Consider the following 18,593-nt stretch of genomic DNA (forward strand, 5'->3'; position numbering starts at 1 on the left):
GTGAAGGAGATGCGATGTCCCCCCCATCGCCCGCTCGGCGTGGCGGCACCGTCATGGTTGTGCTCGCCATGGCTCTCCTGGCCTTGTGGCCGGCCCGTCCCGGCTCAGCGGCCGCCGCGTCCGGGCCGCTGGAGATACCGAAGAAGCTTGTCGCGCAGGACTTCCCCGACCCGGACGTCGTTCGGGTCGGGAGCACCTGGTACGCCTACGCCACCAACAACTCCGCCCACGTCCCGGTGGCGAGCGCACCGACGATCGACGGGCCTTGGACGGTACGCGGCGACGCGATGCCCGGCGGCCCGTCACCGAGCTGGGCACGGGCCGGCCGGACCTGGGCGCCCGACGTCCATGCCAACACCGACGGCACGCTGACCATGACCTACACCGCCTGGCACAGCGCTTCCGGGCGGCAGTGCATCGGCGTGGCCACGGCCACCAACCCGCTCGGCCCGTTCACCCCGTCGGGTGGCGGACCCCTGCTGTGCCCGCTCGCGATGGGCGGCGCGATCGATGCGAACACCTTCGTCGCCGCGGACGGCACGCGCTACCTGCTCTGGAAGAACGATGGCAACGCGATCTCGAGTGCCAGTACGTTATGGCTGAGCAGAACGGCGAACAACGGAACGACACTTGTCGGCTCAGCCACCGCGTTGATCTCCGCGCCGGTGGGCCAGGTGATCGAGGCGCCGGACATCGTGCAGCGCGGCGGCCGGTTCGTCCTGTTCTACTCGGGCGGTGATTACGGCGGCTGCGGATACCTCACGTCCTACGCCACCGCCACCAGCCTGAACGGCCCCTGGACTCGCGCAGGTTCGCCGCTGATGACGACGGCCAACACAGGGGTGTGCGGCCCGGGAGGCGCGGATGTCGTGACGGCGGCCACCGGCCTGACAGGGGGCGACAAGGTCGTCTTTCACGGCTGGGTCAACGGCGCACGGCACCTGTACTCGATCGATCTTTCCTGGGTGAACGACCTCCCGGTACAAGGCGGCAGCCGCAGATCATCCCTGGACGGGGATGGCCGCGCCGAGCTCGCCCTCGTTCAGTCCGACGGTCAGATCCGTGCCTGGCACAACGACACGGGCTTCTCCGCGATGCCCTACGGCAATTCCGTCATCATCGGCGACGGATTCACCGACCCCGTCAACCCGATGTTCATCTGAAACTGTTGAGCGGCGCCTGACTCGCACGCTGTTGGGCGCATGCGGGCATGACGCGGCCGGGTCAACGGCGGGCTCACCGGGTGTCCGGTGAGCCCGCCACCGCACCGAGAACTCACTGTGGGAAGGTCAGAGGGCAGGGGTCAACCCGTTCAACGGTTGGAGCGCCCTGAGCCGCAGTAGATCCGCATTCAGCAGGTCCAGTTCCCCGATCAGCTCCAGCGCCTGCCGCCGAACCCGGGCCGCCGCCACCGTATCCCCGGCCGATTGGCGGATGTCGCTCAGGTAGGGGTGGTAACCAGTAACGCCGAAAGGGGGCAGTCTCCTGGTCACGGACGTTCCTGCACGGCCGGGCGTGGACGCGTGCTGAGGGGCCGACGGCGTTGTTCGATCAGTCGGTGGCGTGGCTGCGGCGGCACCGGGTGCTGCTGCCTGGGGCGACGGTGCTGGAACGTCTGGTGGCCAGCGTCCGGGAGCAGGCCGACGAGCGCTTGTACGCGACGGTGGCGCGTCATGCGTCGTTGCGGCGGGAGCTGTCGGGGCTGCTGATGGTTCCTGAAGGGGCGCGGATGTCAGAGCTGGAGCGGCTGCGGCGGGAGATCCGCCTGTACCGCCGGGCGGGACGCGTGTCGGCTCCGCCGGTGGACGCCTTCGTCGAGCTCCTCCGCCAGGAGGCCCCGGCCCTGAGCGCCCGCACCGCCATCTGGCCGCGCACCTGATCACCCCACGACAGACCGGAGGTTGGTCGATCCGTGCATCATCCGCAGTCGCAGCGACAGCGGTGTCCCGCGGCGCGAACAGCCAGGGGCACTGCAGCGCCTTGGTCACCACGCCAGTACCGCGCCCTAGCTGATGATCTTGCCTGGGTTGAGGTTGCGGCCGGGGTCGGCGCCGACGAAGAGGACGCTCAGGAGCTGGACGCCCGGTTGGGAGATGTCGTCGGCCAGCCAGCGGGCGTGCTCCGTGCCGACCGCGTGATGGTGCGACAGGGTGCCGCCGGCATCGATGAACGACTGCTGCACCGCGGTCTTGACCACGTCGTACTGCGCGATCGGGTCGCCTTCGGCCTGTTTGAAGGCGAAGGTGAAGTAGAGGCAGGCGCCGCTGTGGTACGAGTGCGACAGGTGGCACATGATCCAGCCCTTGACCCCGAGTTGCTCGAAGGCCTTGTTCGCGCGCTCGATCGTCTGGTCGTACAGCGGAAGCAGCTGGGACCACGCGGCCGAGGTCTCGGACACGTCGGCGAGCGCGCCGCGGTCGAGGATGAAGTCCCGGATGTAGGGGGTGTCGAACTTCTTCTGGTCGTACAGTTCGCCCGGTCCGGATCCGACGCAGAATCCGCCGTGCTCGGCGGCGATCTTCTTCACCAGCTTGCGTTGCCGGGCGACATGCTCGGCGCTGCCTTCGTAGCCGATGAACGACAGGCACAGCCGTTCGAGATCCCAGCCGCGCAGCTTGAGTACGGTGATCAGCGCGGAGCTCATCAGCTTCGCGACGCCCTTACTGGTTTTGCGGGTGGCGAACGAGAAGGCGCTCTCGCGAGCGTCGGAGATGCGGGTGATCGACGGGGTCGCGTCGCTGGCCGCGATGGCGCGCATCGCCGCCACGCCTCGTTCCCAGTCGGGGAAGAAGTAGCCGAGCACCACGCGCTTGCCGGGGATGCGATGCACCTGCACGGTGGCCTCGGTGATGACGCCCAGGCGGCCTTCGCTGCCCAGGATCATCTCGCGAACGCTCGGTCCGGTCGAGGTGACCGGCACTGCGCGCGTCGCAAGGATGCGGCCCGGCTGTACGACGCGGACCGCCCGGGTGATGTCGGCGATGTCGCCGTACTTGTCCGACTGCATACCCGACGAGCGGGTCGCGATCCAGCCGCCGAGACTGCTGTAGGTGAAGCTGTCAGGGAAGTGGCCGAGCGTCCAGCCGCGTTCGCCGAGTTGCTGCTCCAGATCGGGGCCGAGAGCACCGGCCTGGATCCGTGCCAGTCCCGAGTCCTCGTCGATGGCGAGCACCTGGTTCAGCCGTCCCAGGTCGAGGGACACGACCTGGCGGTGCTCGTCGGCCGGCGCTTCGAGGCTGCCGGAGATGTTGCTGCCGCCACCGAACGGGATCAGTACGGCGTCGGCCGCGACGACCGCGTCCAAAACCGCGGACACCTCGGCCTCGTCCGCCGGGTACACGACCACGTCCGGGATCCGCCGCAGGTCGCCGGACCGGATCCGCAGCAGATCACGCAGGCTCTTGCCGTAGGCGTGCACCACCCGGTCCAGTGCGGCGTCGATCACCTGGTCACCGCCGACTGCTTCGGTCAGCGCCGCGCGCAGTTGCGCGGTGAGTCGCGACTGCGGCACGTCGAGATCCGCGAAGTCCATGGGCGGCCGGGGTGCCGCGTTCAGGTCCACATCGATGATCTTCTGCACGAACGGCGCCAGCGAGGGTTTGTCCTCGTGCGAGAAGGCGACCCCTTCGACGCCCCAGCCCCACCACTTCATGTGCTGCACAGTCATGGTCAGCCCTCTCATGTTCCGGCGAGCTTGGCGACGACCGGGGCCATCATGTCCACGGACTCCAGCGCGATCCCGACGGAGGAGAAGCCGAACCGCTCGCGGCGCAACAGCAGGTCCTGGACGATCTCCTCGACCGACCCGAACAGGGCGTGCGGGGTGCCGAGTGCCTCCTGCGGGGGGAGTCCGAAGCTCGCGGCCAGGGCGTTCGCAGTCTCGGTACGGTCGTGACCGACCAAGGCCAGATGGATCCTCGTCTGCAGCACCAGGTGCGCGAAGCGATCATCTGCCGCCTCGCGGATCCAGGCGATCTTCCGCTCCGTCGACGCCACGGTCGCGTTCGCACCGGCCGACTGGTCGATGACGCCCTTGTGCATGTTCATGTTGACCGCGACGACGTCGGCCTCGCGTGCGGCCAGTGACAGCACTCGCTTGCCGCCGCCCCCGACGATGATCGGTGGATGCGGTCGCTGCACCGGCTTGGGCGTACCGTCCAGACCTCGTACCTGGTAGTGGTCTCCTTCGTAGACGCAGGGTGCGTCGGCGAACAGGCCCTTGAGTACGGCGAGCGCCTCTTCGAGCCGCTCGATCCGGATGCCGGGCGGATCCAGCGTCAGACCGGCGCGCTCGTAGTCGGTGAGCAGCCAGCCCGCCCCCAATCCGAGGTCGAACCGCCCGCCGGAGAGCACGTCGAGGGTCGCGGCCTCCTTGGCTAGGACGACCGGGTGGCGGTAGTCGTTGCAGAACAGCATCGAGCCGATCCGTAACGTGCTGGTCGCGTTGGCCGCGGCCATCAGCGCCGCGATCGGTGCGATCTGCTCGTCCAGGTGGTCGGACACGGTGAGGCTGTAGTAGCCGAGGTCCTCGACCTTGCGCGCCAGCCGAGCCCAGGACGTAGGTGAGATCTCGGACGGTGACGAACATTGCACCGTGAAACGGAACGGCTTATCGGCCGGCATCTCGAACTCCTTGATCGTGAAGGGCGGCCACCGCCGCCTGCATCCTGGCGGCGAAGGAGGCCACCGGCTCGCCTGGCCGTGGTACGAGCGGCTCGCCGAAGGCCACCCGCACCGGTGGACGTCGCGGCCGGGGCCAGCTCTGTCCGCGTGGCATCGCGTCGTACGCGCCCGTGATGCCCACCGGCAGGCACGGCAGCAGCTTGGCCACACATAGCGCGGCCGCGCCGGGCCGGAACGCGCTCATCAGGCCATCGCGTGAACGGGTACCTTCGGGGAAGATCAAGAGGCTGAAGCCGCTGTCGAGCAGCCAGCCCGAGGCGCCACGCATCGGCCGGTCCCTGCCACGGTCGATCGGGAAGGCGTTGAACACCAGCCCGGTCAAGACAGCTCGCAGCCGACTGTCGAAGAAGTAGTCAGCGGCCGCTCCGACGGCGAGCCGGCGGGTCAGTGGCAGCGGCAGGTGCGTGACCAGCACCGGCGCGTCCAGGTGACTCGAGTGGTTCGCCACGACGACCAGCGGCCCGGCCGCCGGCGCCCGGCCGATGATCTCGAGCCGGGTGAGCGACCGCACCAGGGGTTTCAACAACGCCCGTTGCAGGACGACCCGCAGCAGTCCGGCAGCTCTCGACTCCAGCCACACGGGCAGTGCCGGCCGGCACGGCTCATCGGCCTGGGCATTCATCGAGCGTGACCTTGTATTTCGTGGCGTCCGATCCGGCCTCGCTGACGAACTCCTCCAGGTGCTCGCGCAGCGCTTCCTTTGGCGCGGCGACGTCGCGAACGCCTTCGCCCCGCCGCCTCAACCGCCGTCTGACAGGAACCCGCCCACCTCGCACCGGCCCTCGTCGGCGACGGCCCGCGTTTCGAGCGCCCACGGGCTCAACGGCAACCCGAAGGCGAGTGAGAGAGTGTGCCGTTTGCCGGATACGCGCTGCTTGACGCATGTTCTCGCAGGCCTCCACTCTTTGGGCATCAGCCGACGTCAACGGGCAACCGTGTGAACCCCCTGAAGGTCAAGCTGTCCCGGCGTTCCGGAACCCCGTTGAGCGCAATCTTCGGAAAGCGACCAAGCAATGCGGGCAGCGCGATCTCGGCCTCCAGCCTGCCCAATGGCGCGCCCACGCAGTGGTGGATGCCACCGCCAAAGGACAAAGGCGCATTGCCTGTGCGGTCGAGTTCCAATCGGTCGGGCTCGGCGAAGCGGTGAGGGTCGCGGTTGCCGGCGCCGAGATAGGCGACGACCCGCTCACCGGCCGTGATCGTGATGCCGCTGAGTTCGATCGGCTCGGCCACGCTGCGCGGGACGATCTGCGTCGGGCTGTCGAAACGCAGCAGCTCGTCGACGGCCGAAGGTGCGAGGTCGGGCCGTTCCCTCAGCAGGTCCATCTGCTCCGGATGCTGCAGGAGCGCGAAGAGCCCGTTGCCGAGCAGGTTGGTAGTGGTTTCCAGCCCTGCTCCTAACAGGAATCCCGCGGTGGTGAGCAGCTCATCCTCGCTGAACCGGTCATCGGCCTGCTGAATGGCGATCAACTCGCTCAGCAGATCATCGGCTGGTCTACGCCGACGCTCCGCGACCAGGCTGATGAAGTATTCGCGAATGGCAGCAGCAGCCGAATCGGCCTGGCTCAGCACGTCCGGCGTAATGACTTCAACCACCTGGGTCCATTGGCGGACCAAAGGCGGGAACCGCGACCGGTCCTCGGCCGGCACGCCGAGAATCTCGCCGAGTACGATCACCGGCAGCTGAAGAGCGAAGGCGTCCATGAAGTCGAGCTCGCCGCTCATGCCGTCGAGCAGGTCGTCAACCGTCCGCGCAATCTCCGCGCGCAGGGCCTGCACCCGCCGGGGAGTAAAAGCCCCGCTGACGAGCCGGCGCAGCCGGGTGTGGTCGGGCGGGTTACGCAGAAGCATGCTGGTGAACAGCAATCGCAGCGCCGGATGCGCCGACCAATCCGCGATAGCGGGAAACGCCCCCAGTCGATTGTCCGGCGACTGGTGTCGCATGCGCGGATCGCGGGTCACCGCCACACAGTCGGCGTGGCGGGTCACCACCAAAGTCCCGTCTGCGGCCCGTACGACGGCTGAGATCCGACGCAACCGGTCATACCGCGGATACGGGTTCTCCCTGCCGGCGGTCGTGGCCAGCTCGTCGAGCAGGGTCATTGCCTCGGGACTCTCCACCGCACCTGACATGAGACCTCGCATTCGCTCTTCCAGCTCGCCTTGACGACAGAGAATCAAGTGCCGTAGCTGGTTTGGTTCGCCCTGTTTTGTGGCGACACGCCGAGCGAGTTCCTTCGATGATCGGCGTGCGACCGCAATGCCTCCAGCCCGCCGGCCTGCCAGGCTCGATATCAGGCATAGGCAGGCTTTCGCGAGACTCTCAGCTGCTTGGCCACCTGCGACGGCGCCACGTCGGCAGCGAATAACTCCCCGGCCTGCATGCGCACCTGCTCGCGCTTCGCTCTGGCGGCAGGGGTAGACCACCTCCATCCGGATACCGCATCCCACCGGCATAGTCACCGACCTGGAGAAAGACAGGCAACCACGCCGAGGCACCTCAACCTTTCAACCCCTGTAGACTATTTAGTTGTGTATTCAAAGTACCACTTAATTCGTTCATTTTCGATATTCCACACCCAGTAGCAGTCGCTCAGGACGCGATAATAGTGGGCGTACTGATTTCTCTCAATCCAGCAGCTATCGTCTGACCGAAACGGGCCAGCTAGGTGCTTGAGATTGGGGTCCGTCGAGGCATTGCTTGCCGTGACAGCCGTCGCGCTAGGAGCCCCTGCCATCCCTGAACCGAGTATCATCATTGTTACGATTGAACTGACGGCTGCCGCTCTCTTGAGGATGTGATAAAAAGTCTCGCCTTTCCGTTCCGGATTGGGGCGCTGAACGCTTTGTCGACAAAGCCAGAGGAGTGGCCATGTTCGCTTTTCCTTGCTCAGTCACGTCGCCACGCTTGGGAATGAACGTAGTGGTGGAATGCGACAGCGGCTATCCAGATCGCGTCGTCCGGAGTGCGTGTTTCGTACAGCGCGCTGTACGAGCTGACGCAGGCCTCTTTCGTGGAGGCTACGGATCGGCCGGAGGGGCCCGACTCCGACGAAGCGGAGTTGATCCACTCATGCCGTTCGAGCAGTGGCGTAGTGCTGGGCCAGGCCCTGCTGGCCGGGCGTCGTAGGCTTTCCACCCGGCCAGTGCATCGCGCGGGCAGCGGCCGACAGCAGCTGCTGGCGGACGTGCTCGGTGCGGAAGCGGCCCCGACTCGCTGTTCAACCCTTGTAACGAAACTCCCGAGCCTCAAGCGGGGACATGTAACGAAACGCTGTGCGAGGGTCCAAGCTGCGGCCTTCCCGTCCGCCAGCCCGCCACCGGCCGGCCTCGCCGCTTCTGCTCAACCGCCTGCCGCGTCAGCGCCCATCGCGCATCCCAGGCGCGCACGGCGCAATGCGATCGACTACGAGCGCAAGCCCTCGCATAGCGAAGCCCACCTGACCGTGGCCGCGATCACGCTGATGACCCGCCGCCTCACCAGGAAGAACGCCACCCCCAAATGGACCGGACAGCAATCGGCCTCAGCACAGGCCGCTTGATCAACTAAGGGTGCCGGTTGGGCCCCGGTCTCAGTCCCGGTCGCCCCGCGCGAGCCGGTGCCGGCGCATGAGCAGGGCGAGCGTCCCGGCCAGGACTAGCACAACGACGGCCGCGCCGCCAGCGGCCGGGGCCCAGCCGGCACCCGCTCCAGGGTCCGTGCCCGTGCCGTTGTACGCGGCGACCGGCGACGGCGACCCGGACGGCTTCGCAGGGGTGCCCAGGGCGGCGATCAGCTCGGCGTCCATGGGGCCGACCAGGTTCTCGAGCCCGGTGCTCCGCTTACCACCGGGCCGCAAGGGCCCCGTGCCGGGGTCGATCGGCACGTTGCCCGAGCACAGGCTGGAGGTCAGGCTGACGCCCGGAACCGGCTCGGACAGCTCCGACTCATCCGAGGCCGCGAAGACCAGGTATCTGCCGCCCCGCTCGAACGGGTAGCCGCACGAAGCGGTGTCGGCGTCGGTCGCGAGCGTGAACTCGGCGGTGGGCGCGCCCTTGTAGACGTTGTCCACCCGGAAGGTGTAGACGTCCGGCGAGCGCGGGCCGATGGCGGTCCCTTCTGCCACGGTGCCGGTAAACACGGCGTCCGCGTGCTCCACGGCCTGGGCGGGAGTCCGGATCGCGCAGGAGCATGCGTAGGCCGCGGTGGACGTGCTCCCCAGCACGCAGGCGACGAGGGAGAGAAGAGCGAGCAATCGGATCACCATGCCCATACGACGTACCGGACCCGGCGATCAGTTCACTCTTCCCCGGCCTGCCCTGAACCGGCTGCGCGGCGCGGTCCGCTACGAGCACGAGGCGGCAGGCGATCTCATCCATGTGGACATCAAGAAGCTCGGCAGGATCCCATGGCGGCGGTTGGCGGATGCACGGCCGCGACAGCGACGCCGCCCCCGTATCTCTATGCGCACCGGCCCGGCCAGGCAACTCCGGAAACGACACTGGGCTGGGAGCGCGTATGTCAGCCGATCGGGGGCCCGGGCTTTGGTTCTGAAAACAAGAAGACCCGGTGCGTCAAGCCGTCATCAGCCACGATGCGGGCCCTCAGCCAACCGCATAGCCCGCCAGCTCTGCCTGCGGTGACGCCTATTCCGTACCTGCACACCCACCGCATGGTTCGCACCCGCCCCGATTTGCGACCGTGAGGGTTCAAAGACACCCCCCGAGCGGGAGACTTTGCAGTGCTGAACCCGATCGGTATCTGGCAGGAGTGGCCAACCTGCCCCGAGCCACGTATCCGCCTCGTCCTCACCGACAGCGGCTGCGACACTGTCGCCGCGCGCGGTTAACGTCTCAGCCCTTAAGCGCATCCCGGCTAAGCCCGCATTGTGCCGTCAGCCGCCGCGCCGCGTTAACCACGTCGACAGCGACGCGTCGCCATCTAGCAAGCGCCGGCGCCGGTCAGCAGCACCAAACACGGCGGCTCACTATCCGAAGAACGCAATCTCTACGAAGCGGTTCGGATAGCAAAAGGACTATGTTCGCCCCTACCTTGCCTTGCGTAGAGGCAACGGAGCAATCGCTCAGCGTGCACTCGATCATCAGCTTATGGCTATAGGGAGGTACCATGCGACGGACCCTGCTCACCTTTGTTGCGACTGCCGTTCTTGGCAGTTTCATCGCATCGCCGGCAGTCGCTGCCGCAACACCAGACTGGGGTGGGGTCATCTACAGCGAAGAGCAGGCAGTCGCTGCCGCAACACCAGACTGGGGTGGGCTCATCAACAGCGAAGAGCAGGCAGCCGCCAACACCGACTCCGTGCGTTTCGGTTAACTGAGGACGTAGGGCCGATGCGTTCTCGGCTGGTGGAACGCACGCGAGCTCGATGAGGCTGGGCGGTTGAGGCCACCCGGGGGTGCAGATGGCAAACGCGGCCCTTGATGATCGTTGGGTGTCTACGCCGGTCGATCAAGAACAGGGGCCGCGTTCGCGTGCCATCATCCCCGATCAATGTGCTCGCCCGCCACCTGGAGCCCGTCTCCGTTGCCAATCTGCCGAGTGACCTGCCCGATCTGCCGGCCCTGGCTGAGGTACTGAATGCGGTCCCCGACCCGCGCAGCCGCCGGGGACGCCGCTACCGGATCGGTCCGCTGCTGGCGTTATCCCTGCTGGCCGTAATCGGCGGCGCGACATCCATGGCCAAGATCACCCGGTTCATCGCCGGGTACGATCCCGAGTTGCGTGCCCGAGCCGGTCTGCCCGGCACACCCCAGCTGGCCGCCACTACCAGCGACCGGCAACTGATCGTTATTGACGACGTTCAGCGTCGTCGCTCCCGGTCTCTGGGAGAAACACATGGGTGGTTTGCCGAGCGCCACACGCTCGTTCGTCGTTAGGTAAGAGGAGGTCAACGATGAAATTCGCACTGCTGCTGTTCGATCCCGAGAATTACTGGGAATCGATTTCGAAGGAAGAGATGGGGGCGGCACTGGCCGAGCATGCGGCGTTCGCTCAGTACCTGCGGGAACGGGGCGTCGTTTTCTCAGGAGAGGCCCTGATGGACCGCCCCGGGAATCTTGGAGGCTACGATTCCTGCGAACTTACGAATGACGTAGCGAATTCCTGCGCCTTATAAAAGGCGTCCTCGTACTCCCTCGGCGGAATACTACCACAGAATGAATGAAGCCTCGTCTCGTTGTACCAGGCAACCCATTCCATCGTTTCCAGCATCACATCGGTTACGCCTCGCCAGCCGCCGCGAAAGTCGATGAGCTCTTTCTTGTACAGACTGTTCAACGATTCGGCGGCAGCGTTATCGTAAGAATCACCCTTGCTGCCGACCGAGCGCACCGCGCCGATCTCCGCTAGACGCTCTATATAGCAGATCGACGTATATTGCTCGGGTTCAAGAAGTCGTTGCAACACTGCCTGTCAGTGAGCATAGATGCTCGTTGAATGCCTCGGCGGGAGTACGCCAGCCGAGTGTCTTGCGGGGGCGACTGTTGAGCACGGTGGCGACTGCGTCCAGATCGCCGTCGAGACTCTCACCACGCGACCATATCGCCATTTCCAGAGCCGACGATGCCAGGTCGGCCCGCAGATGATCCGCGACCTCCCAGCCGACTATCCGCCGTGAATACAAATCCATGACGAATGCCGTGTACACCCATCCCGACCCGATCGGCACATACGTCAAGTCGGCCACCCAGCGACGATTCGGCGCTGGCGCAGCGAAGTCCCGCTCCAGCAGGTCGGCGGGCCGCTCCCCGCCAGCCGGCAGCCGTGCGGGGCCGCTTACGGCGCGCGCACGCGCCCTCGATGCCTAAGTCGCGCATCAGCCGCTCGACCGTGCACCGCGCCACCTCGATTCCCTGGCGATTCAGTTCATGCCAGACCTTGCGTGCCCCATAAACCTTCCTGCCGGGGTTTTCCCACACGCGCATGATCTCGACTTTAGCTCCTCATCGCGTCGCGCCCGAGCCGACGGCTCACGCGCGCGTCGCTTGGCCTCGTGATAGGTGGACGAGGGAAATTCCAGGACCACGCAGATCGGTTCCACTCCGAACCGATCCCGATGCAGATCAATGAACTCGATTAGCGCGGCAGTCTCGGGTCGAGTTCCCGGGCGAAATAAGCTGACGCCGCCTTCAAAATCTCGTTCGCCCGGCGCAGCTCACGATTCTCCCGCTCCAACTCGGCGATCCGCTGCGCGTCGCTCGATGTGGTGCCCGAACGCTTACCCTCATCAATTTCCGCCTGCCGTACCCATGAGCGCAGCGCCTCGCGATGCACGCCGAGCCGGTCGGCCACCCGGGCGATCGCCCCGGCCTTGCCTCCAGTTTCCTCACGCAGGTCGAACACCATCTTGACGGCGCGATCACGCAGCTCTTGGGGGTACTTCCTCGGTGCGGGCACGACTCCCAGCCTTCCAGTCTTGGGAGCCTCCAACCAACCCAGTGCAGCTCAAACACCGCACGGACAGTCCTCGGCTCATCGTCCACAGCGAGCAGGTCGAGAGTCTGCGCGGTGGCGAGCCCGGAGACATAGTCCGCGATCGAGCCCTCCGCACCGGCCACTCTGGCCGCCGCCAGTCGCAATGCCAGGGGAAGATGAGCGCACACGTCACCGAGCTCGGCGACCGCGACCGGTTCGGCATCAGCCCGGTCGGCGCCCAGCAACCGCGTTAGCAATTGGCTCGTGTCCTGGGGAGTGAGTCCACGCACTACACACACGCGGGCACCGTCGAGCGCCACGAGTCCGGTGAGCTGGCGCCTGCTGGTGATGATGGTGAGACAGTCGGGGTCGCCGGGCAGTAGGGGGCGAACCTGCTCGGCGGATCCCGCGTTGTCCAGGATCACCAGGACGCGCCGGCCCGCCAGCATCGATCGGTAGGTGGCCGTGGCGGTTTCCACGTCAGTGGGGATCCGCTCGCTGGGCATGCCCAACGCCCGGAGAAAAGAGGTGAGCACCTCGATCGGGGCGGCTGGCTCATGCGTGCCGTGGCCGTGCAGATCGACAAAGAGCTGGCCACCGGGAAAACGGCTCGCTACCCGGTGCGCCCAATGCACCGCCAGCGCGGTCTTGCCCATCCCCGCGGTGCCGACCAGTGCCGCTACCGTCATGTCCGCCGCGGCGACCATCTCGTCCAGCCACGCCAACTCGGCGGCTCGGCCGGTGAAAGCCCCGACGGCCGGCGGCAGCTGCCGGGGAACCGGACCTGCGACAGGCTGTGCCGCTGGGCAGTCGAGAGCAGGGTCCGAGCGCAGCACCTGCTCGTGCAGTGCACGCAGGGCGGCGCCCGGTTCGATCCCCAGATTCTCGTCCAGCAGACGGTGTACATCCTGGTAGGCAGCCAACGCCTCGGACTGCCGACCGGACTGGTACAACGCGAGGATCCGCTGACCCCAGAGCCGCTCCCGGAACTCGTACCGGGAGGTCAGCACGGCGAGCTCAGACGACATCGCGAATTGAGTGCTACAGCAGTACCCGGGGCGGGAAAGCGGTGACGGCGTCGGCGATGGTCTGGGCCACCGCCCTGTGGTATTCGGGGTTGCGCTTGCCTCCGGTCAGATACCCGGGCCTGACCTGGTGGGGGCTTCCCGGATCGGCTACCGCGGCGGCGATGTCGACGACGTCGTTGGCGCCGTAGTTGGTGTAGTTGGCCATCAGGTCCGCGTTGATCTCCTGGCGGCGTTGCTCGCGAGGATCATCCGCTGGTAGGCCGAGTGCTGGGATGGTCGTGACCACGACGCGGACGAGGTTGCCGTCGGGGCGCCGGGTGTGCCGGGGACTCGTCGGACTGGATGTGTGCATGAGCCGGGTGAGCGACTGCTTGATGGTGGTGGTCTCCATCCCCGCCAGGACGTCGTTCGCGCCGAGGCTGACGATGACCGTGCGCAGGTTGGGTTGCACCTGAACGGTTCGGTCGAGGGATTGGTAGGCCTGGTAAGCGGTTGGCGCGCCGAACCCGAGGGAGGCTCCGGGTACGCCATAGAGCGTGGTGGTGACGTCGAAATTGCTGGCGGCTGTCTGGTAGGCGCGCACATCGGACACCAGGCCGCGCAGGTCGCGGCCGATGACGAACCGCTTGGTCGCGCCGACCGCCCAGGCAAGGGCGACCGAGGACTGGTGCACGCCGTTAACCCACAGCGAGGCGTACTTGCCGGGGGCGTTGTAACTCACGACAAGGTGGGTCCAGACGTTCAGCTCAGCGCGCACAGTGGACATCGCGCTGACGAACGGGCCACCCAAGGTGTCCTCGGTCGGCAGGTGGAAGGCCCATCTTGGGGTCGCGCCGCCGGTGTACCGCACGTTGAAGCCGAAGTTGCGATTGCCCTCCGCATCGATGACGGTCTGTTCCGCCGCTCCGTTGGTGACCTTCACCCAGACCGAGACGGCGTAGCTGTAGTCCGTGACGAACGGGGGACGCGGCGCTGTAGCCGTTCCGGTGCCGTCAAAGGCGACCGACCCGCCGCGCTCGGGGCTCCAGGTGGCACCACCGTTGAGCGTCAGGGGGTTGCTGCCCGTGGTGTCACGTGCGGTGGTGCCGCTGCCGTCGTCGAGCCGCCACAACCCGGCCGGGAGCACGCCCTCCTGCGCGGCGTTGACCAGACCGCCTGGCAGTGGCATCCCGCCATCGGCCAGTTCGCCTGGCAGGTGGTCGACCCAGGTGGCCTCGTTCGCGCCGAGTGGGGCCGCCGCGGTCAGCTGGTCGCCCAGCACCGCGACGGTGCCGTGTGCGTTGTCCGAGGTGGACACCAGGACGCCGGCCAGGTAGCGGGGACCGTCCAGCAGGATCGTGAACGGGGTCCCGGTGGTGTCGGTCGTCGCGTTGCCGTTGGCCAGCAACGTCGGCTCGCTCAGGTTGTTCGCCGCGTGATGCGCCGGCGAGTACTTCACCGCGTTGGGCAAGTGCAGGCTCACCGTGAGGTTGCCCGTGCCACCGGCCGGGTAGGCGACCGGGTCGCTGAGCACCTCGCCGCCGGCGGGCAAGGTGATCGTGGCCTTGCCGCCGAAGGCCAGCGCGACCGGCGCCCTGACGAGGCCGGGCCCGGTGCCGGTTTGGGCACCGAGGCTCGCCGCTGCGATGGTCACCGGGATGTTGGCGTGCGGGTTGGCTACTCGGACCCGTACAGACCCGCCGGTGACCTTCGGCTTGAGCACAGTGCGCAGCGTTTGGTCGGCGAAGCCGACGCCCCCCGGCGTCGGCTTCGCCGCATCCGCCGGCGCGGCCCAGGCACCGATCCAGCCGGCCGCGACCGGTCGCGGTGCGATGGCCAGCACGTGCAACGCAGGAGAACAACTACCTGGCAGCATGCTCGTGCCGTAGTTGGGCAAGGTGATCGATTTGACCGTCTTCGTGGGATCGGTGGGCACGAACAGCGCCGTCAGCCGCGGCGCATGGTTGTGCCACGGTGTGCCGCCCAAGTTCCAGTACGGCAGCACGACCGCGGCATTCTTGGTCTCCTGTAAGAGCCAGTCGGTCAGCGCGGGGACTCTGGAGTCCTGAGTGGTTTCGTCGGTGTAGCGGATGGTCGCCGTCGCCGCCCGAGTGTCGCCGCAGGTGGAGGCCGCGAGCAGGCCGACGGCGGTGGATTTGACCTGCTGTGCCGCGGGGAACGGGATGGTCTGCCCGATTGCGATCACGTTGTCGGCGCCGTCGGCCCGAGCGGCCGGCATGGTGAAGGTGGCGCCGTTGACGGTTACGGCGGCACCAGGGCCGTACCCGGCCGCCGCAAGGTTCTGCGTGGAGAGCGAACTGGACATCAGGTCGAGATCCGCGCGAGTGCCGTCGGCCCCGATGCCGTCGTTGTTCATCGCGGCGGTGAAGTCAGCCGCGGTGACCTTGTTGATCGGTATCGCGGTGATGTAGTCCACCAGGGCCTTGTAGCCGCGCGACGCCACGTTCTTCCCGGCGATCGTGATCGTCAGCCGGTGTACGCCCGCGCCCAGATGCGCGCCACCAAGCGGTTGGTGGATAGAGAAACCGCGGCCACCGTCATAGGAGTCCCACGGGGTCTCGTCGGTGCGCATCAAGGGTTTCTTGTTGACGGCGATACGGAACTGGCCGCCTTCCGGGCCTTTGGCCAGCCCGACCCCCAGCGCGTAGTCGGCCTCGATGCGCGTGCGGAAGGTGAAGTCGATCGACTGGCCCGGCTCAGTGGCCATGAATCCCACTGCCCCGCCTCGGGACGGCGTGTAGGCCGGGTTGTCGGCGTCCCGGGGAATGTTCACGGTCGGCACGTTCTGGGTGGGCGGCTGGCTCATCGTGACCTGGGCGGGATCCTCCGCCTCGGACCGCGAAGTCTCGCTGAGGGTCAGGTAGTCGACGCCGATGGTGTACCGGTCGCCCACCGAACTGGGGTTGGTGCCGACCACTTTGATGGTCAGCGTGTGGCTTCCCTTGGGTATTCGATGGACACCCACGTTGTGCCTGGCTGTCTGCCGGATCGGGTGGTAGCCGTCGAACTCCTGAGTGGGATCGCCCAGCCGCCGGCCGTCCAGCTCGAAGATCATCCTGCCGATGTCGGTGGATCTGGTCATGCCCAGCGACATGTTGAAGTCGGCGTCGTCGGAGGTGTCGAACGACAGAGACAGGGACTGGCCGGACGCGTTGCCGACGAACCACAGCGCCTGGCCGTTCGACCAGCCGATCTCCGCGTTGTGCTGCGTGTGCACCGGCCGGTTCTGCCCGGCAGGCTGTGACTGGGGCATGTTCTCGGCCTCGATCCGCGTGGCCCCCTGCCCGGCCTGCGGGGCGACGTAGAACGTGTACGGCTCGGACTCCGGCGACAGCTTGTGCGCGTCGTCGAAGCTGCTCACGTGTAACGTGTGGTATCCGGGCGACAGGCTGGCCGGCAGCGGGATCCAGTTAGGAGCGTTGTCGTTGTGGGGGATCCAGCCGCCGTTGGTGCCGAACACCCGGTTGTAGACGCAGTCGGTAGTGCCGGGCAGGGTCTCGGTGCCCGCGCCATTGAACGTGTACGTGTAGCCGACGATGTTGGGCGCGCCATTGGACCGCACCGAGATGTTGCCCGGCGCGCCGGTTGGTGCACCCCAGTAGTTCTTCGGATAGTCCACACTGGTCTCGATGGTCGGCGCGACCGTCAGCGGGGTGGACCGCGTGGTGAAGTGGTACCAGTCGCTGTACCCGGCGTTGGTGTTGTGCGGGTGGCCAGGATTGTTGTCCACGTAGACCCGGAACTTGTAGTCGCCGTTGCCCAGGTCGTCCGGTTCCCGCCAGCCTCCCTCGGTGCCGGAGGCGATCCGGACACCACCGCCACTGCCGAGTGGCCGTGACTCGTCGGCCGTCGTCACGTGATACCACAGCGCCGGGTTGAGCGGCGGATCGTTGTTGTCCGTAGCCTTGGCGTAGAGCATCGGGTGGGCGTCCGGTGTGACGACCTTTCCGTTGCAGTTGACCGCGTTCGACACCCGCAGGTCGTAGGCCTTGTTGGGCGGGTAGGAGAACTCCACCTCCAGCACCGGGTTGTTGTCGAACACCTTCCACTGCAGGTCGTTGCCCTCGTCTGGGGCAAGCAGCCCGAAGTTCAGTGCGGTGTACCCGTGGTCGATGCCTTCCTGCACGAAGCTCGCGGCGTTGTACTTGACCGCGCGCCCGCCGCCACAGTCGACCTGGGCATTGGACCACTGCCGGTCCAGGAACCGGCCCGCGGGGCCGGGCCACCGGGTGCCTGAGTCGAAGTTGCCCGCACCGTACAAGTCCGTGGGCTCCGGGTTGTCGCAGTTGTGCGAGGAATGCAGCTGGCCGACGATGAAGGAGCCGCTGAACAGAATCGGCCGGGCCCCGTTCTGCCGGGGCTTGAGATCCCAGAAGCCCACGCTGAAGTACGACCGCGCGGTCCATGTCCCACCGCACTGGGATTTGCGGTCGTAGCAGCGACCGACCCGCACCGGGTCCGGCGTGCGCCACTTCGGGGTCCAACCGGCGTTGGTGGTGACCTCGGTCCACTGCTCCCGGTTGCGGGCGAAGTGCGGGTCGATGAACAACGGGTACCGCACGCCCGGCCCGGTCAACGCGCCGGCATCAGGAGTGAGCACCATCTCGACCGACGAATGCCCGCCTTGGCGGACCTTCGACCGGGCCAATGACTTGGCGGTGGCGGGAATCTCGGTCACCTTGGCGCCGCCGGCCGACACCGCGGTCGGCGCGGGTCCGGCCTTCGGGTCATGGCTGGAGTCCCACATGCGCGGCGCGGAGCCGATGAACACGGCGGTGCCGGTTTTGTCCATTGCGGACACCCGGCCGTCGTCTTCGATGCGCAACGCGAGGTTGGTCGCCGTCACGGTCTGCTTGAGCGCGGCCAGCGCAGGATTGCGCGCCGCCCGGGCATCCCGCACCACGAGCGTCTGCACGTAGGTGTCGGCCTCGGCGATCATCTTCAGGTCGACACCGGGCAGCACATCGGGATACGTGGCGGTGTTGCCGGTGAGAACTGGCTTGGGTAGTTCATCCGGCCACGTCACGGCCAGGGAACCGTCACCCTCGGCAACCCGTGCGATCGGGACGTGACCACCGCCGGAGAAGGCCATGTCCACCGCCGTGGCCACCGGAGCGACGGTTCCGTCCGGATGGGACTTCAGCGTTGTGTCGATGCCCCGCCAGGCGCCGTTTTTCTTGACGCGCACCGGCCGCGCGTTCGACCGCAGTGTGAAGCTGCCCTTCGGGTTGGCCAACACCTCGGTGGTTTCGGTGTTCTTGTCCTGGATCGGCACGGCCTTGCCGGTTTGCTTGGCCAGCCGTACCGCCTCGGCCTCAGTAGCCGCACTGGTCGCGGTGTCCGCGGGCGGAGCGGCCAATGGGACCGCTGCCGCGACGGGTGTCAGCGCCCCGGCGGCGAGTAACGCCGCCAGTATGACTGTGACGGATCTGGACGCCGTTCTACCCACGATTGTTGCCCCTATTACG

The 18,593-nt window shown here is 66.9% G+C and carries 13 protein-coding genes and 3 pseudogenes; 7 read left to right on the forward strand and 9 right to left on the reverse strand.

The window, feature by feature from the left end:
• Positions 1 to 14 precede the first annotated feature (14 nt).
• Positions 15 to 1,163: a glycoside hydrolase family 43 protein gene (locus EJK15_RS22690; protein WP_206061046.1), complete on the forward strand. Its 1,149-nt coding sequence runs from the start codon at positions 15 to 17 to the stop codon at positions 1,161 to 1,163.
• A gap of 126 nt (positions 1,164 to 1,289) precedes the next feature.
• Here the strand turns inward: EJK15_RS22690 and EJK15_RS22695 are convergent, their stop codons facing one another.
• The gene (locus tag EJK15_RS22695) at positions 1,290 to 1,493 is read right to left on the reverse strand and encodes a hypothetical protein (RefSeq protein WP_138712470.1); all 204 of its coding nucleotides are present in this window, start codon (positions 1,491 to 1,493) and stop codon (positions 1,290 to 1,292) included.
• A 50-nt stretch (positions 1,494 to 1,543) separates the two neighbouring features.
• Between EJK15_RS22695 and EJK15_RS74710 the strand changes: the two genes are divergently transcribed.
• On the forward strand, positions 1,544 to 1,879 hold the full coding sequence (locus tag EJK15_RS74710) for a hypothetical protein (protein ID WP_240777146.1): 336 nt from the start codon (positions 1,544 to 1,546) through the stop codon (positions 1,877 to 1,879).
• A 126-nt stretch (positions 1,880 to 2,005) separates the two neighbouring features.
• On the opposite strand, the gene EJK15_RS22705 is transcribed toward EJK15_RS74710, so the two are convergent.
• From EJK15_RS22705 to EJK15_RS22725, 5 genes are all read right to left on the reverse strand, one after another.
• Positions 2,006 to 3,667, reverse strand: coding sequence for an FAD-binding oxidoreductase (locus EJK15_RS22705; protein WP_206061047.1), 1,662 nt, complete (start codon positions 3,665 to 3,667; stop codon positions 2,006 to 2,008).
• A gap of 11 nt (positions 3,668 to 3,678) precedes the next feature.
• Positions 3,679 to 4,623 (reverse strand): TIGR03621 family F420-dependent LLM class oxidoreductase, encoded by a 945-nt coding sequence (locus EJK15_RS22710; protein WP_138712472.1) that lies wholly within the window; start codon positions 4,621 to 4,623, stop codon positions 3,679 to 3,681.
• On the reverse strand, positions 4,610 to 5,305 hold the full coding sequence (locus EJK15_RS22715; protein WP_138712473.1) for a lysophospholipid acyltransferase family protein: 696 nt from the start codon (positions 5,303 to 5,305) through the stop codon (positions 4,610 to 4,612). Before EJK15_RS22715 ends, EJK15_RS22710 begins: the two co-directional genes overlap by 14 nt.
• A gap of 290 nt (positions 5,306 to 5,595) precedes the next feature.
• The gene (locus EJK15_RS22720) at positions 5,596 to 6,786 is read right to left on the reverse strand and encodes a cytochrome P450 (RefSeq protein WP_206061048.1); all 1,191 of its coding nucleotides are present in this window, start codon (positions 6,784 to 6,786) and stop codon (positions 5,596 to 5,598) included.
• Between the two features lie 1,469 nt (positions 6,787 to 8,255).
• A complete protein-coding gene (locus tag EJK15_RS22725; RefSeq protein WP_138712475.1) occupies positions 8,256 to 8,930 on the reverse strand; it encodes a hypothetical protein in 675 nt (224 codons plus the stop codon).
• Positions 8,931 to 9,000: 70 nt separating this feature from the next.
• Between EJK15_RS22725 and EJK15_RS74720 the strand changes: the two are divergent.
• From EJK15_RS74720 to EJK15_RS70780, 4 genes and pseudogenes are all read left to right on the forward strand, one after another.
• Positions 9,001 to 9,100: pseudogene (locus tag EJK15_RS74720) on the forward strand (IS481 family transposase); the annotation flags it as partial.
• A 690-nt stretch (positions 9,101 to 9,790) separates the two neighbouring features.
• Complete coding sequence (locus EJK15_RS22740) at positions 9,791 to 9,997, forward strand: hypothetical protein (protein ID WP_138712478.1); 207 nt, start codon at positions 9,791 to 9,793, stop codon at positions 9,995 to 9,997.
• Between the two features lie 179 nt (positions 9,998 to 10,176).
• Complete coding sequence (locus EJK15_RS22745; protein WP_171074472.1) at positions 10,177 to 10,560, forward strand: transposase family protein; 384 nt, start codon at positions 10,177 to 10,179, stop codon at positions 10,558 to 10,560.
• A 17-nt stretch (positions 10,561 to 10,577) separates the two neighbouring features.
• Positions 10,578 to 10,799: a YciI family protein gene (locus EJK15_RS70780; protein ID WP_171074466.1), complete on the forward strand. Its 222-nt coding sequence runs from the start codon at positions 10,578 to 10,580 to the stop codon at positions 10,797 to 10,799.
• On the opposite strand, the pseudogene EJK15_RS77665 reads toward EJK15_RS70780, so the two are convergent.
• A pseudogene (locus EJK15_RS77665) lies at positions 10,748 to 12,079 on the reverse strand (IS3 family transposase). The gene EJK15_RS70780 and the pseudogene EJK15_RS77665 overlap by 52 nt on opposite strands.
• Positions 12,080 to 12,120: 41 nt before the next feature.
• Here EJK15_RS77665 and EJK15_RS70790 point away from each other — a divergent pair.
• Entirely contained in the window at positions 12,121 to 12,351 is a 231-nt protein-coding gene (locus EJK15_RS70790; protein ID WP_171074467.1) for a hypothetical protein, read from the forward strand.
• Positions 12,352 to 12,987: 636 nt separating this feature from the next.
• On the opposite strand, the pseudogene EJK15_RS77670 reads toward EJK15_RS70790, so the two are convergent.
• Both EJK15_RS77670 and EJK15_RS22770 read right to left on the reverse strand, forming a co-directional pair.
• A pseudogene (locus EJK15_RS77670) lies at positions 12,988 to 13,125 on the reverse strand (BTAD domain-containing putative transcriptional regulator); the annotation flags it as partial.
• A gap of 13 nt (positions 13,126 to 13,138) precedes the next feature.
• Positions 13,139 to 18,574, reverse strand: coding sequence for a LamG-like jellyroll fold domain-containing protein (locus EJK15_RS22770; RefSeq protein ID WP_138712483.1), 5,436 nt, complete (start codon positions 18,572 to 18,574; stop codon positions 13,139 to 13,141).
• Positions 18,575 to 18,593 lie beyond the last annotated feature (19 nt).

It is taken from the genome of Nonomuraea basaltis, from assembly GCF_005893125.1.
Classification (GTDB): domain Bacteria; phylum Actinomycetota; class Actinomycetes; order Streptosporangiales; family Streptosporangiaceae; genus Nonomuraea; species Nonomuraea basaltis.

What these genes read in the sequence shown, in the direction of transcription:
- EJK15_RS22690 (WP_206061046.1), top strand. Translation starts at nt 15, where the DNA reads ATGTCCCCCCCATCGCCCGCTCGGCGTGGCGGCACCGTCATGGTTGTG.
- EJK15_RS22705 (WP_206061047.1), bottom strand. Translation starts at nt 3,667, where the DNA reads ATGACTGTGCAGCACATGAAGTGGTGGGGCTGGGGCGTCGAAGGGGTC.
- EJK15_RS22710 (WP_138712472.1), bottom strand. Translation starts at nt 4,623, where the DNA reads ATGCCGGCCGATAAGCCGTTCCGTTTCACGGTGCAATGTTCGTCACCG.
- EJK15_RS22715 (WP_138712473.1), bottom strand. Translation starts at nt 5,305, where the DNA reads ATGAATGCCCAGGCCGATGAGCCGTGCCGGCCGGCACTGCCCGTGTGG.
- EJK15_RS22720 (WP_206061048.1), bottom strand. Translation starts at nt 6,786, where the DNA reads ATGACCCTGCTCGACGAGCTGGCCACGACCGCCGGCAGGGAGAACCCG.
- EJK15_RS22725 (WP_138712475.1), bottom strand. Translation starts at nt 8,930, where the DNA reads ATGGTGATCCGATTGCTCGCTCTTCTCTCCCTCGTCGCCTGCGTGCTG.
- EJK15_RS22740 (WP_138712478.1), top strand. Translation starts at nt 9,791, where the DNA reads ATGCGACGGACCCTGCTCACCTTTGTTGCGACTGCCGTTCTTGGCAGT.
- EJK15_RS70780 (WP_171074466.1), top strand. Translation starts at nt 10,578, where the DNA reads ATGAAATTCGCACTGCTGCTGTTCGATCCCGAGAATTACTGGGAATCG.